The following is a 13,918-nucleotide window of genomic DNA, read 5'->3' as shown; positions in this document are numbered from 1 at the left end:
GAGAGGCCGCCGCCTGGCAAACATTTGAGACATGAGGCACGGTCCTATCCCGCGCCCCACGCTTTCAGGATCGAGAAAAAATGCCCCGTTCGACCACATCAGGCCCATCCCAGCGCATGCTGCGCGTCGGCGAGCAGGTGCGCCATGCGCTGTCCGAAACCTTGCAGCGCGGCGAGATCATCGATCCGCTGGTCGAGAATGCCGTGGTTTCGGTGTCGGAAGTGCGCATGTCGCCCGACCTCAAGATCGCAACCGCCTTCATCTCGCCGCTCGGCGCCACGGACGCCGGCGCGGTGGTCGAGGCGCTCAACAAGCATGCCAAGTTCATCCGCGGCCGTGTCTCCGGCGCGCTGCGGCAGATGAAGTACATGCCCGAGTTTCGCTTCCGGCTCGACACCTCCTTCGACAATTTCGCCAGGATCAACGATCTCCTGAAATCGCCGGAAGTGGCGCGCGATCTGGATGCGGACGACGACGATAAGGACAGCGAATAATGGCGCGCCGCGGCAAGAAGAAGGGCCGGCCGGTCTCGGGCTGGGTGGTGCTGGACAAGCCGGTCGGCATGGGCTCGACGGAGGCCGTCTCCAAGATCAAGTGGCTGTTCCAGGCGGAGAAGGCCGGCCACGCCGGCACGCTCGATCCGCTCGCTTCCGGTATGCTGCCGATCGCGCTCGGCGAAGCCACCAAGACCGTGCCCTACGTCCAGGACGGCGCCAAGATCTACCGCTTCACCGTGGCCTGGGGGCAGGAGCGCTCGACCGACGACCTCGAAGGTCCGGTGACGAGGGACTCCGACCGGCGCCCCGTGGAGGCCGAAGTGCAGGCGCTGCTGCCGAAATACACCGGCGTCATCATGCAGACGCCGCCGCAATTCTCGGCCATCAAGATCGCGGGCGAACGCGCCTATGATCTCGCCCGCGACGGCGAGACGGTCGACATTCCCGCGCGCGAGATCGAAATCGGCCGCCTCGACATCGTCGAGCACGGGGCCGATCACACGGTTTTCGAGGTCGAATGCGGCAAGGGTACCTATGTGCGCTCGCTGGCCCGCGACATGGGCCGCGATCTCGGCTGCTTCGGCCATATTTCTGAACTGCGCCGGATCGAGGTCGAGCCGTTCACCGCCGAGGATTTCGTCACCGTCGCCGAACTGGAGGCGGCGCGCTTCGGCGAGCAGGGTCATGGCACGCAGCAACCGTCCCCCGATTCGATAGAAGCGCCGATCGATTTTGGCGCGATCGACGCGCTGCTTGTCGACACCTCGGCGGCACTCGACTGCCTGCCGCAGATCGCCATCAGCGACGATGCGGCGACGAAGATCCGCCTCGGCAATCCCGTCATCATCCGGGGCCGCGACGCGCCGGTGGAGGCCGAGGAAGCCTGCGCGACCGCGCGCGGCAAGCTGGTGGCCATCGGTGCCGTCGAGCAGGGCATGTTCAAGCCCAAACGGGTCTTTGCCGGGTGAGGGCCCTCGTCTAATCTCTATGCGACATCTATCCGAGGGACCGCATGGCAAAGGTTGAGGCGATCAAGACGCGGGCGCCGCTCAGGGCCAGGCGGCCGCCGGTCGGTGCATCGCCCGGAACGCTGATCGCCGATCCCGCGGCGCGACGCTCGGAACTGCGGCTCACCCTGATCTCGCCGCAAAAGTCCAAAACGATCGACAATGCCAGCATCGACGACGTCAATGCCAATTGCGAAAAGTGGCCGGTCATCTGGCTGGACTGCACCGGCCTGGCCAATATCGAGCTGATCAAGGAGATCGGCCGCATCTTCAGCCTGCATCCGCTGGCGCTGGAGGACGTCGTCAACACGGGCCAGCGGCCGAAGGTGGATTTCTACGAAGACCATGCTTTCGTGGTCGTGCGGATGATCGACGACGTCGCCTCGCACCGCTACGAGCAGATCGCCGTTTTCCTTGGCAAGAATTTCGCCGTCACCTTCCAGGAGCGCGAAGGCGATCCGTTCGATCCGGTGCGCAAGCGCATCGAAAGCTCGGCGCCGAACCGGCTGCGCGCCCGTGGCGCCGACTATCTCGCCTATGCGCTGATCGACGCCATCGTCGACAGCTACTTTCCGCCGATCGAGGCGGCCGGCGAACTCGTCGACAGCATCGAGGACCAGATGCTGCACGCACCGCACAAGCATCAGATGCAGCAGCTTCATGGATTGCGGCACGACGCCAATGTGCTGAAGGGGGTGCTGTGGCCGGTGCGCGACGCGCTGGCGACGCTGATCCGCAACGACGTGTCCTATGTGAAGGCCGAAACCAAGGTCTTCCTCAACGATACGCTCGACCACGCGCTGCGGCTGATCGAGCTGGTCGAGAACCAGCGCGACATGCTGACCGGCCTGATCGAGATGCATCTGTCGCTGAGCCAGGCACGCACCAACGACGTCATTTCCTATCTGACGATCGTCTCGGTCATCTTCATGCCGCTCACGTTTCTGGTCGGCGTCTGGGGCATGAATTTCGATCCGGAGACGTCGCCCTGGAACATGCCTGAGCTGAAGGCCTATTACGGCTATCCCTTGTCGCTGCTGTTCATGGCCGTGGTCGCGGTTGGGCTGATTGCCTTCTTCAAATGGAAAAAATGGCTTTGACAGGGATAACTTGCCGTTTTGGCGTGAAAAGCCGGCTTCGTGAATTGGGCTGGTGTTTTCTTGGGAATTGCACTATATGCGCCGCAGCTTAGCGCTATGACGCTCTGCTTGCACCGGCCCCTGCTGGACGACATCCCGGCTGAGGGCGACCCGTTTCCTCGAACAGATAAGGAAAAACACGATGTCGATTACTGCCGAGCGCAAACAGGAATTGATGACTGAATTCGCAACCGCCAAGGGCGACACCGGGTCTCCGGAAGTTCAGGTAGCCATCCTTTCCGAGCGCATCAAGAACCTGACCGACCATTTCAAGGACCACAAGAAGGATAACCATTCCCGCCGTGGTCTGCTCGCTCTCGTCTCCCAGCGCCGAAGCCTGCTTGATTATCTCAAGCGCAAGGACGACACGCGCTACCAGACGCTGATCGAGAAGCTCGGCCTGCGCCGTTGACGAATTGACCGGCGGGCCTCACAAGGGCCCGCCGGTCGCGCATTTGAGCACCGGACCAATCCGATCTCGAATGCAGGTATTGGAGCGCCGCGCACCCATCCGGATGCCGGACGGACGCTCCAACAAGTTGAGTTTGCGCGTGACGTATTCCACAAGCCGCTGCTTGTGGGGTCATGCGCAGGGCCAGTCGGATCGATTGGCCAAATCCGGTTTCGAGCGTGCAGAGGGCCCCCTCGAAGCCACCCCATGGACGGTCATGGGGCAGGATTGCAGGACGCTCGCGCGGCCATCCGGCCGACATGGATCGAGCTTCCCGTTGTCTTGCCCGTGGCTGCCCGAGAAAGGAAGCCAGGGGAAAGGGCACCCGCGCACGCTGAAACGGCGCGGCCCTTTCCTCATATGAAGGACAAGACATGTTCAATCACCACAAAGTGGAAATCGAATGGGGCGGTCGCCCGCTCATCCTCGAAACCGGCAAGATCGCGCGCCAGGCCGACGGCGCCGTGCTCGCCACCTACGGCGAGACCAAGGTTCTCGCCACGGTCGTTTCGATGAAGGAGCCCAAGCCGGGCCTCGACTTCTTTCCGCTGACCGTCAACTACCAGGAAAAGACCTACGCAGCCGGCAAGATCCCGGGCGGCTATTTCAAGCGTGAAGGCCGTCCGAGCGAAAAGGAAACGCTGGTTTCGCGCCTCATCGACCGCCCGATCCGCCCACTCTTTGCCGACGGCTACAAGAACGACACGCAGATCGTCGTCACCGTCGTCCAGCATGATCTCGAGAACGATCCGGACATCCTGTCGATCGTCGCCACCTCGGCGGCCCTGACCCTGTCGGGCGTGCCCTTCATGGGCCCGATCGGCGGCGCCCGCGTCGGCTACATCAACGGCGAATACGTGCTCAACCCGCATGTCGACGAGATGCAGGAATCCAAGCTCGACCTGATCGTCGCCGGCACCGCCGACGCCGTACTGATGGTCGAGTCCGAAGCCAAGGAGCTCGGCGAAGACCTGATGCTCGGCGCGGTCATGTTCGGCCATCGCGGTTTCCAGCCGGTGATCGACGCGATCATCAAGCTGGCCGAAGTCGCCGCCAAGGACCCGCGCGACTTCACCGCGCCGGACTATTCCGCTCTCGAAGCCGAGATGCTGAAGATCGTCGGCGACGAGCTTCGCGACGCCTACAAGATCACCGACAAGCAGAAGCGCTATGCCGCCGTCGACGCCGTCAAGGCCAAGGTCAAGGCGGCCTTCGCTCCGGCCGAAGGCGAAGAGCCGAAATATTCCTCCGAGCAGATCGGCAGCGTGTTCAAGGAGCTCCAGGCCAAGGTCGTGCGCTGGAACATTCTCGACACCGGTTCGCGCATTGACGGCCGTGACCTGAAGACCGTGCGCAAGATCGTGTCCGAGGTCGGCGTCCTGCCGCGCACCCACGGTTCGGCGCTGTTCACCCGCGGCGAGACCCAGGCGCTGGTCGTCGCCACGCTGGGCACCGGCGAGGACGAGCAGTATGTCGATTCGCTGACCGGCATGTACAAGGAGAAGTTCCTCCTCCACTACAACTTCCCTCCCTATTCCGTCGGCGAGACCGGCCGCATGGGCTCGCCCGGCCGCCGCGAGATCGGCCACGGCAAGCTCGCCTGGCGCGCCATCCGCCCGATGCTGCCGACATCAGACCAGTTCCCCTACACGCTGCGCGTGGTCTCGGAGATCACCGAGTCCAACGGCTCGTCGTCGATGGCAACCGTCTGCGGCACCTCGCTGGCGCTGATGGACGCCGGCGTGCCGCTGGCCAAGCCGGTCGCCGGTATCGCCATGGGCCTGATCAAGGAAGGTGAGCGCTTCGCCGTGCTCTCCGACATCCTGGGCGACGAGGATCACCTCGGCGACATGGATTTCAAGGTCGCCGGCACCGCCAACGGCATCACCTCCTTGCAGATGGACATCAAGATCGAGGGCATCACCGAGGAGATCATGAAGATCGCTCTCGACCAGGCCAAGGACGGTCGTCAGCATATTCTCGGCGAAATGGGCCACGCGCTGTCCGGCGCGCGCGCCGAGCTCGGCGAGTTCGCGCCGCGCATCGAGGTCATGCACATCCCGACCGACAAGATCCGCGACGTGATCGGTTCCGGTGGCAAGGTCATCCGCGAGATCGTCGAGAAGACCGGCGCCAAGATCAACATCGAGGATGACGGCACGGTCAAGATCGCTTCGGCGAACGCCAAGGAGATCGAGGCGGCGAAGAAGTGGATCCACACCATCGTCGCCGAGCCGGAAGTCGGCGAAATCTACGAAGGCACGGTCGTCAAGACCGCCGACTTCGGCGCTTTCGTCAACTTCTTCGGCCCGCGTGACGGCCTCGTCCACATCTCGCAGCTTGCCAACGACCGGGTCGCCAAGACTTCGGACGTCGTCAAGGAAGGCGACAAGGTGTGGGTCAAGCTGATGGGCTTCGACGAGCGCGGCAAGGTCCGCCTGTCGATGAAGGTCGTCGACCAGGCCACCGGCAAGGAAATCGTTCGCGACAAGAAGGCCGAGAGCGAAGAAAACGCCGCCTGAACTGGCTAACGGAAAAATCGAAGCGGGCGCGGCTCATGTCGCGCCCGTTTTCGTTTATGGAGCAAAGGCATGTCCGCTGAAGTGCTGAAGACGCTGTTCCATCCATTCGAGGCCGAGGCGGTCGCCTTGCCGCGAAAGGGCGAGCGCATGCTTTTTCTCGGGGCCGAATCCGGCTTGCGGACACCGCGGGACTTCGACGCCGAGCTGCACGTGGTGCAAGGCTTCCGGCCGCATTTTCGCGCGCTGCAAGCTGCGGGCTTCACTGTCACCCCGCAAACGCAAGGCGATGGCTTTGACGCCGCGCTGGTGCTCGCGGGCCGCCATCGCGGCCAGAACGAGCTGCGCATCGCGGATGCGCTGGAGCGCGTCGCCGAGGGCGGATTAATCGTCATTGCCGGCGGCAAGGATGATGGCATCGCCAGCCTGCGCAAGCGCATGGACGAGCTTGTGCCGCTCGAAGGCCATCTGCCCAAATATCACGGCATCGCCTTCTGGCTTCGCCGGCCGGCCGGGACGGACGCGTCGACAGCGCTGCGTGCCGCCAATCCCGCCGGGCTGGTCGACGGCCGCTTCAGCACGGCGCCCGGCATGTTTTCCTTCGATCGTGTCGATGCCGGTTCGAAGTTGCTGGCGGACCATCTTCCGGCCGACCTGCGCGGCCATGTCGCCGATTTCTGCGCCGGCTGGGGCTATCTGGCGGCGGAGATGGAAGCGCGTTCGCCCGGCATCTCGGCACTTGATCTCTATGAGGCGGATTTCGCTTCTCTCGAAGCCGCCAAAGCCAATCTTGCCACGGCCAGCCAGTCGGTTGCGAAAGGTTTCTTCTGGACGGACCTGCAGGGGGAGCCGGTCGAGCGTCGCTACGACGCGGTCGTCATGAACCCGCCTTTTCATCGCAGCCGCGCGGCCGAACCGGAGATCGGCGCCGGCCTGATCCGGGCAGCGGCAAAGGCGCTGAAGCCGGGAGCGCGGCTGTACATGGTGGCGAACCGCCAGCTGCCCTACGAGCCGGCACTGGCCGCCGCCTTCTCCAGCCATGCCGAGCTCGCCCGTGACGGCATGTTCAAGGTTCTTTCCGCGCGTCGCTGACACGCAACGGCGTGACACTCAGTGCAGATTGGCCACGCGCCTCGAATCCTCGATGACATGTCCCTCGCCGGCCATGACCGCAAGCGGCGCCGGCCGGCCGAACAGATAACCTTGCACCACCTCGCAACCGGCTGCCCTGAGCAGTGTCGCCTGGTCCTCTGTCTCGACACCCTCGGCAATAATACTGACGCCGAGTGCTCGCGAGAGGCCGACAATGGTCGATACGACGGCGCCGGAGCTCGAATCCGTATCGATGCGGCTGACGAAGGAGCGGTCGATCTTCAGCTTGCCGAATGAAAAATCGATCAGGTAGCTGAGATTGGAATAGCCGGTGCCGAAATCGTCGACGGCAACCGAGATGCCCATATCGGCAAGCTCTTTCAGGATGGCGGCGGCGCGGTCGCGGTCCTGCATCATGGCCGTCTCGGTGACTTCCAGCTCCAGCCGCGAGGGCTTGATGCCGGTGGTCCGCATCGTGTCGCGCACGAGGCCGATGAAGTCCTTGGTCATGAACTGGACCGGCGAGATGTTGACGGCGACGAAGCAGTCGTCGGGTAAATGGCGGGCGTCGCTGCATGCCTTGCGCAGAACCCATTCGCCGATCGGATTGATCATGCCGGTTTCCTCGGCGATCTGGATGAACTCCAGAGGTGGGATCATGCCGCGTTCTGGATGGTTCCAGCGGATCAGCGCTTCATAGCCGACGATGCGGCCGCTCGGCAGGTCCAGCTGCGGCTGATAGTGAAGGTCGAAATCACCGCGCTCGAATGCGATGTGCAGCTCGGATTCGACCCATTGGCGATGATCGGCGACCCGACCCATCTCGGTATCGAAGACCGACCAGTTGCCGACTCCCCTGGCGCGCGCATTTTGCAGCGCCAAGTTGGAGCGGCGCAGGATGAGGACCGGGTCGACGCCGTCCTTGGGCATCGCCACGATGCCCACCGACAGGCTCACCGATTGCTGGTGGCTGCTGAGCTCATAGGGCTCCATCATCTCGTCGATGAGCCTCTCCACCATAGCTTCCATCGTTCCCTGAATCTGATGATCGGGAAGCAGCACCGCGAACTCGCCGGCGCCGATGCGCCCGATCTGCACGCGCTCGGGCACGCAGGCCTGCAGCCGCTTGGTGAAGGCGCGGATCAGTTCGTCGCCCTGGCTGTAGCCGATCGCGTCGTTGATCTGCTTGAACCGGTCGATGTCGATGTCGATGAGGAACATCGGGGCCCCGGTGCGGCTCGTCGCGCAGGCTGCCTCGGCGATCTTGCCGACCATCGCCGGACGCGCCAGCAATCCGGTCAGCTTGTCGAACTGGGTTTCGTTGAAGACGAAATCAGCCGATTCGTCGACGCCGGCGAAGAAAGACATCGCGGCTCCCGCCGCCGCCAATGCGCAAAGGGCAGCCATGATCGCCACCATCACGTCCGCCGGCATGCCGGCAAAGCCGTCGCCAAGCGCGTGCTTCAGCCCCCAGATGCCGAGAATGAAACTGCCAATGCCCGAACTGGCTATGGTGATCAGCCGGAACACCGGTGTGCGGTTCGGGTTGCTGACGGCAGGCATTGAAAGTCCCCAAATTGCGGGACTCTATAGCCGATAGGCCCTTAAAATGAGTTTCCGCGAATGCATCCAATTTTATTGGAAGGGAATTATTTCTTCGCAGGAGAAAAGACTATTTCGCGTAATGGCCTATTCGCTCGCGCGATCCGTCTGCTTCAGCTCCTCGAGCGTCGGCATGGAAACGATATGATAGCCGGAATCGACATAGTGGATTTCGCCGGTGACGCCGGAAGCGAGGTCGGACAGGAGATAGAGTGCCGAGCCGCCGACCTCGTCGATGGTCACGGTGCGGCGCAGCGGAGAATTGCGCTGCTGGTAGGAGAACATGTGGCGCGCATCGGAAATCCCGGCGCCGGCAAGCGTTCGCACCGGTCCGGCCGATATGCCGTTCACCCTGATGCCGCGCGGGCCGTAATCGTTGGCGAGATAGCGCACGCTGGCCTCGAGGCCGGCCTTGGCGACGCCCATGACGTTATAGTTCGGCATGACGCGCACCGAACCGGCATAGGTCAGGGTGATCATCGATCCGCCATCCTGCATCAGGGCCGCGGCGTGGCGCGCGACCTCGGTGAAGGAATAGCAGGAGATGACCATTGTGCGGATGAAATTGTCGCGGCTGGTGTCGGCGTAGAGGCCCTTGAGCTCATTCTTGTCTGAAAAGCCGATGGCATGGACCACGAAGTCGAGCCCGCCCCAGGCCTTGCCCAAGGTCTCGAAGGTGGCGTGGACCGAGGCGCTGTCCTCGACATCGCAGGGAACCACCAGCGCCGCGCCGAGCTTGTCGGCAAGCGGCTTGACCCGGCGGCCGAAGGCGTCACCCTGGTAGGTGAAGGCAAGTTCGGCCCCATGTTCGGACAGTTTCCGGGCTATGCCCCAGGCGATCGAATGATCGTTGGCGACGCCCATGACAAGCCCGCGCTTGCCCTTCATCAATCCGTCCATGATCGCCAATCCTCGTGGAAAAAACGTGGCCTTATGCGGAATAGCGCTGGAAAACCAGCGTTGCGTTGGTGCCACCAAAGCCGAAGGAATTGGACAAAACGGTGTCGATCCTGGCGTTGTCGATGCGCTTTCGCACCACCGGCATGCCCTCGAATTCGGGGTCGAGAGTCTCGATATGGGCGCTTTCGCCGATGAAACCGCCTTGCATCATCAGGATCGAATAGATGGATTCCTGCACGCCGGCCGCGCCCAGCGAATGGCCCGTCAGCGATTTGGTCGAGGTGATGAAGGGCATCTTCTCGCCGAACACCTCGCGGATCGCGCCCATTTCGCGGGAATCCCCCACCGGCGTCGAGGTCCCATGGGTGTTGATGTAGTCGACCGGGGTGGTGACGGTCGCCAGCGCCTGCCGCATGCAGCGGACCGCGCCTTCGCCCGAGGGCGCAACCATGTCGAAGCCGTCCGAGGTGGCGCCGTAGCCGACGATCTCTGCATAGATCTTGGCGCCGCGCGCCTTGGCATGCTCCAGTTCCTCGAGCACCAGCACGCCGGCGCCGCCGGCGATGACGAAGCCGTCGCGATCGACGTCATAGGCGCGGGAAGCGGCAGATGCCCTGTCATTGTACTTCGACGACATGGCGCCCATGGCATCGAACAGGTCCGACATCGTCCAGTCGAGATCTTCGTGGCCGCCGGCGAACACCATGTCCTGCTTGCCCCACTGGATCAGTTCGTAGCCATTGCCGATGCAATGCGCCGAGGTCGAACAGGCCGACGAGATCGAATAGTTGACGCCGTGAATCTTGAACCAGGTGGCCAGCGTCGCCGACGCGGTCGACGACATCGCCTTCGGCACCGCGAATGGGCCGATGCGCTTGGGGCTGCCATTCTTGAGCGTGGTTTCGGCCGCCTCGACGATGGTGCGGGTGGAAGGCCCGCCCGAGCCCATGACGATGCCGGTGCGCTCATTGGTGATGTCGCTCTCGCCAAGGCCGGCATCGGCGATCGCCTGGTCCATGGCGACATGGTTCCAGGCCGCTCCCTGGCTCAGGAAGCGCATCGCGCGGCGATCGATCATGGCGCTGGGATCGAGCGTCGGCGCGCCCCAGACCTGACAGCGGAAGCCGTGCTCGGCGAAGGAGTCGGAGAAGCTGATGCCGGATTTGGCGTCATGCAGCGAGGCTTGCACCTCGTTGGCATTGTTGCCGATCGACGACACGATGCCGAGGCCTGTGACTACGACACGTCTCATTCGCAACTCCTTCCAGGAATGCTGGCCACGAAGTCGGCCAGGGCGACGGTCAAGCGACCGCCGACTGCTTGGACAGACCGACTTTCAGGTCCGTTGCCGCGTATATGGGTTCGCCGTCCGCCTTTAGCCAACCATCGGCGATGCCCAGCACCAGCCGGCCACGCATCACACGTTTGAATTCCACGCCATACTCGACCTTTTTAACCGAGGGCGTGACCATTCCCTTGAACTTGACCTCGCCGGTCGACAGCGCCATGCCTTTGCCGGGTTCGCCCAGCCAGCCGAGATAGAAACCCGTCAGCTGCCACAGGGCATCGAGGCCCAGGCATCCAGGCATGATGGGATTGCCGATGAAATGGCAGGCAAAGAACCACAGGTCCGGCTTGATGTCGAATTCGGCGCGGATGAAGCCCTTGTCGAAAGCCCCGCCCGTTTCGCTGATCTCGGTGATGCGGTCAAACATCAGCATCGGCGGGTAAGGCAACTGGGCATTGCCCGGTCCGAACAGCTCGCCGCGGGCGCAGGCCAGCAATTCTTCGTAGTCGTAGCTGGATTTCGAACCCGCCATCAATCTCGTTCCCATATGTCCCGGGCGCTGGCGCGCCCTTGTCGTTGGTGTCCTAACACAATCTGTTTCGGGCCGGAAACCGGCGTTTGCGCTTAACCCGCCAGTCTTGCCGGGTCAATGCGCGCTATTGATCGCATCCGGACGACAGAATATATGTCGAAAGGGGTCCGGTTTCGGCAGACATCCATTTTTTTGCCATTCTGGACGTGTCTTGAGGCGGAACTGTGAGCTTGGACGACCAGATGGACCGGGGCTGCCGGAAGGAAAATGTCGCTGTGGACAAGCGGGTTCGTGAAGCCGGCCTGAGGCCGACACGGCAGCGCATTGCGCTTGCCGACCTGCTTTTCGCCAAGGGCGACCGCCATCTGTCGGCCGAGGAACTGCACGAGGAGGCCGTCGCCGCCGGCGTGCCGGTGTCGCTGGCCACCGTCTACAACGCCCTTCACCAATTCACCCAGGCGGGACTCCTGCGCATTCTGGCTGTCGAGGGCGCCAAAACCTATTTCGACACCAACACCTCCGATCATCACCATTTCTATATCGAAGGCGAAAACCGGATTTTCGACATCGCCAATGGTCCGGTCACTGTCACCAACCTACCGGAACCACCCGAGGGGATGGAGATCGCCAATGTCGACATCGTGGTGAGACTGCGCCCCAAACGCGCCGAATGACCGAGGGCCAAGCACGTACGCACGGCCGGGCACGTATGAACGGCCGGGCACGTATGAACGGCCAGGCACGTATGAACGGCCAGGAATGAAACCCCTCGATCTGGCTATCCGGCTGGAATGGGCCGCTGTCGCGGTGTCCGCTATCGTCTTTTATGCACTCGCCGGTGCGTCCTGGTGGTTGTTCGCCTTGTTGATCCTGGCGCCTGATCTGTCCATGTTCGGCTATCTGGCCGGGCCGCGCGTCGGCACCGCCTGCTACAATGCCTTCCACATCTTGGTCCCACCGGTGTTTTTGGTGCTTGCCGGCAGCCTGTTCGGCAATGCAGCCGCTATAGCGGTTGCATTGATCTGGATCGCCCACATCGCTATCGATCGCGCGCTGGGTTACGGCTTGAAGCTGTCGAGCAGCTTTCAGGATACCCATCTCGGCCGCATCGGCCGCTAAACGGTCCGGCCTGCGGTTCAAACGAGTCGCGGCAAGGCCAAAAATCAGTCCTTGACCCGTTCGCCGGGATAGGCGCCCCAGACGACGGATTGGGCGAGCCAGCCGGTGTGGCCATCGAGCGTCATTTCGCACCACTGGCCGTCGCAGGATTTGATCGTGCCCATGACGCCCGGCTCGACGATCGCCACCACGCTGGCGTCCTTTTCGGGGCTCCTGAGGAGATTGATCTGGGCGCCCTTGCCGCGCTGCCACGGCGCCACGATCGCCGTGCGCCGGCCCGAAAGCAGCGACTGGTTGATCCAACCTTCCGAACCGTCGGCGTCGCGCACGCGGCGCCATGTGTCGAATTCCTGGATGATCTCCATCGGCAGGCCTGCCTTCAGATACATCCAGTCGACCGAGTAGTTGGCGCCCGGCCCGACACGCGAATTGACGCGGCCGGATTTCAGGCTGACGAATCGTGGCAGCGGCAGGCCGCTCGGCCCGAGCGTGACGACGCTCTGGGCGGGGGCTGCTGCACCTTGCGCGCACAGTTGGGGTGAATAGAGCAGAGCGCCGAGAAATGCTGCGCTGAGGGTCAGGCGAAGCGACGCGAAACCAGACACTTTCGTTCCTTTCGGCGCTGGCCTGCCGGCCCCGGCGCCCCTTTTTCTTTGTCTTCGGCGGCACCGCTTGGTACATGGGTAAATCGGCTACCGCGACCGGCTTCCAGTTTCGCCGGTCTTGGTTAAAGAGGTCTCAACGAGGGAAACAATGGCAGGCAAAAAGAAGCCTCTCGTGGTCATCACGCGAAAACTGCCCGACCCTGTCGAGACCCGCATGCGCGAGCTGTTCGACGCAAGGCTGAACGTCGAGGACAGGCCGATGACGCAACCGGAACTGGTCGCGGCGGTCAAGGAGGCCGACGTGCTGGTGCCGACGGTGACCGACCGCATCGACGCGGCATTGATCGCCCAGGCCGGCGAAAACCTCAAGCTGATCGCCAATTTCGGCAATGGCGTCGACAAGATCGACGTGGCGGCCGCGGCCAAGAAAGGCATCACCGTAACCAACACGCCCAACGTGCTGACCGAGGATACGGCCGACATGACGATGGCGCTGATGCTGGCGGTGCCGCGCCGGCTGGCGGAGGGCGCCAATGTACTCACCGGCGACAAGAAATGGGCCGGCTGGTCGCCGACATGGATGCTTGGCCGGCGCATCTGGGGCAAACGGCTCGGCATTGTCGGCATGGGGCGTATCGGCACCGCCGTTGCCAGGCGTGCCAAGGCTTTCGGCCTCTCCATCCACTATCACAACCGCCATCGCGTGCTGCAGGCGGTCGAGGACGGGCTGGAGGCGACCTATTGGGAAAGCCTCGATCAGATGCTGGCCCGCATGGACATCATCTCGGTCAACTGCCCCTCGACGCCGGCGACCTTCCATCTGCTTTCGGCGCGGCGGCTGGCGCTGCTCCAGCCCACCGCCTATATCGTCAACACCGCGCGCGGTGACATCATCGACGAGGAGGCGCTGGTCAAGCTGATTCAGGATGGCAGGATCGCTGGCGCCGGACTCGACGTCTACGAGCACGAGCCCGCATTGAACGGAAAACTGCTCAAGCTCGCGACCAAGGGCAAGGTCGTGCTTTTGCCGCATATGGGGTCGGCGACGCTCGAGGGCCGCATCGACATGGGCGAGAAGGTGATCATCAACATCCGCGCCTTCGTCGACGGCCACCGCCCGCCGGATCGCGTGCTGCCGCTCAGGACCTGAGCGGCTTCGCAACATAA

The 13,918-nt window shown here is 63.1% G+C and carries 14 protein-coding genes; 9 read left to right on the top strand and 5 right to left on the bottom strand.

Annotated features, from left to right (window positions below):
- Positions 1-80 precede the first annotated feature (80 nt).
- The 6 genes from rbfA (at position 81) to FJ426_RS01110 (ending at position 6,705) form a co-directional block, all read left to right on the top strand.
- A complete protein-coding gene (gene rbfA / locus FJ426_RS01135; RefSeq protein WP_140496786.1) occupies positions 81-494 on the top strand; it encodes a 30S ribosome-binding factor RbfA in 414 nt (137 codons plus the stop codon).
- Positions 494-1,465 (top strand): tRNA pseudouridine(55) synthase TruB, encoded by a 972-nt coding sequence (gene truB, locus FJ426_RS01130; protein ID WP_140560893.1) that lies wholly within the window; start codon positions 494-496, stop codon positions 1,463-1,465. The genes rbfA and truB overlap by 1 nt, the downstream gene beginning before the upstream one ends.
- 44 nt (positions 1,466-1,509) lie before the next feature.
- The gene (gene corA / locus FJ426_RS01125; protein ID WP_140560892.1) at positions 1,510-2,604 is read left to right on the top strand and encodes a magnesium/cobalt transporter CorA; all 1,095 of its coding nucleotides are present in this window, start codon (positions 1,510-1,512) and stop codon (positions 2,602-2,604) included.
- A gap of 139 nt (positions 2,605-2,743) precedes the next feature.
- Complete coding sequence (rpsO, locus tag FJ426_RS01120; protein WP_281405124.1) at positions 2,744-3,055, top strand: 30S ribosomal protein S15; 312 nt, start codon at positions 2,744-2,746, stop codon at positions 3,053-3,055.
- A gap of 413 nt (positions 3,056-3,468) precedes the next feature.
- Positions 3,469-5,616, top strand: a complete 2,148-nt coding sequence (pnp, locus tag FJ426_RS01115) for a polyribonucleotide nucleotidyltransferase (RefSeq protein ID WP_140513176.1) — start codon at positions 3,469-3,471, stop codon at positions 5,614-5,616.
- Between the two features lie 69 nt (positions 5,617-5,685).
- Positions 5,686-6,705, top strand: a complete 1,020-nt coding sequence (locus tag FJ426_RS01110) for a class I SAM-dependent methyltransferase (protein WP_140560891.1) — start codon at positions 5,686-5,688, stop codon at positions 6,703-6,705.
- Positions 6,706-6,723: 18 nt separating this feature from the next.
- Here the strand turns inward: FJ426_RS01110 and FJ426_RS01105 are convergent, their stop codons facing one another.
- From FJ426_RS01105 to fabA, 4 genes are all read right to left on the bottom strand, one after another.
- Positions 6,724-8,268, bottom strand: a complete 1,545-nt coding sequence (locus tag FJ426_RS01105) for a bifunctional diguanylate cyclase/phosphodiesterase (protein ID WP_140513180.1) — start codon at positions 8,266-8,268, stop codon at positions 6,724-6,726.
- A gap of 126 nt (positions 8,269-8,394) precedes the next feature.
- Complete coding sequence (gene fabI / locus FJ426_RS01100; protein ID WP_140513182.1) at positions 8,395-9,207, bottom strand: enoyl-ACP reductase FabI; 813 nt, start codon at positions 9,205-9,207, stop codon at positions 8,395-8,397.
- 31 nt (positions 9,208-9,238) lie between these two features.
- Entirely contained in the window at positions 9,239-10,459 is a 1,221-nt protein-coding gene (gene fabB / locus FJ426_RS01095; protein WP_140496770.1) for a beta-ketoacyl-ACP synthase I, read from the bottom strand.
- A gap of 49 nt (positions 10,460-10,508) precedes the next feature.
- A complete protein-coding gene (gene fabA, locus FJ426_RS01090) occupies positions 10,509-11,027 on the bottom strand; it encodes a 3-hydroxyacyl-[acyl-carrier-protein] dehydratase FabA (RefSeq protein WP_140496768.1) in 519 nt (172 codons plus the stop codon).
- Positions 11,028-11,269: 242 nt separating this feature from the next.
- On the opposite strand from fabA, the gene irrA reads away from it, so the two are divergent.
- Positions 11,270-11,701, top strand: coding sequence for an iron response transcriptional regulator IrrA (gene irrA / locus FJ426_RS01085; protein ID WP_181165297.1), 432 nt, complete (start codon positions 11,270-11,272; stop codon positions 11,699-11,701).
- Between the two features lie 85 nt (positions 11,702-11,786).
- Positions 11,787-12,146, top strand: a complete 360-nt coding sequence (locus tag FJ426_RS01080) for a DUF4260 domain-containing protein (protein ID WP_140560890.1) — start codon at positions 11,787-11,789, stop codon at positions 12,144-12,146.
- Positions 12,147-12,190: 44 nt separating this feature from the next.
- On the opposite strand, the gene FJ426_RS01075 is transcribed toward FJ426_RS01080, so the two are convergent.
- Entirely contained in the window at positions 12,191-12,751 is a 561-nt protein-coding gene (locus FJ426_RS01075) for an SH3 domain-containing protein (RefSeq protein WP_140496762.1), read from the bottom strand.
- 148 nt (positions 12,752-12,899) lie between these two features.
- Between FJ426_RS01075 and FJ426_RS01070 the strand changes: the two genes are divergently transcribed.
- Positions 12,900-13,901, top strand: coding sequence for a D-glycerate dehydrogenase (locus FJ426_RS01070; RefSeq protein WP_140496760.1), 1,002 nt, complete (start codon positions 12,900-12,902; stop codon positions 13,899-13,901).
- Positions 13,902-13,918 lie beyond the last annotated feature (17 nt).

The sequence above is a fragment of the Mesorhizobium sp. B2-6-4 genome, from assembly GCF_006441495.1.
In the GTDB taxonomy this organism is placed as follows: Bacteria; Pseudomonadota; Alphaproteobacteria; order Rhizobiales; family Rhizobiaceae; genus Mesorhizobium.
This window is presented reverse-complemented; position numbering and strand designations above follow the sequence as displayed.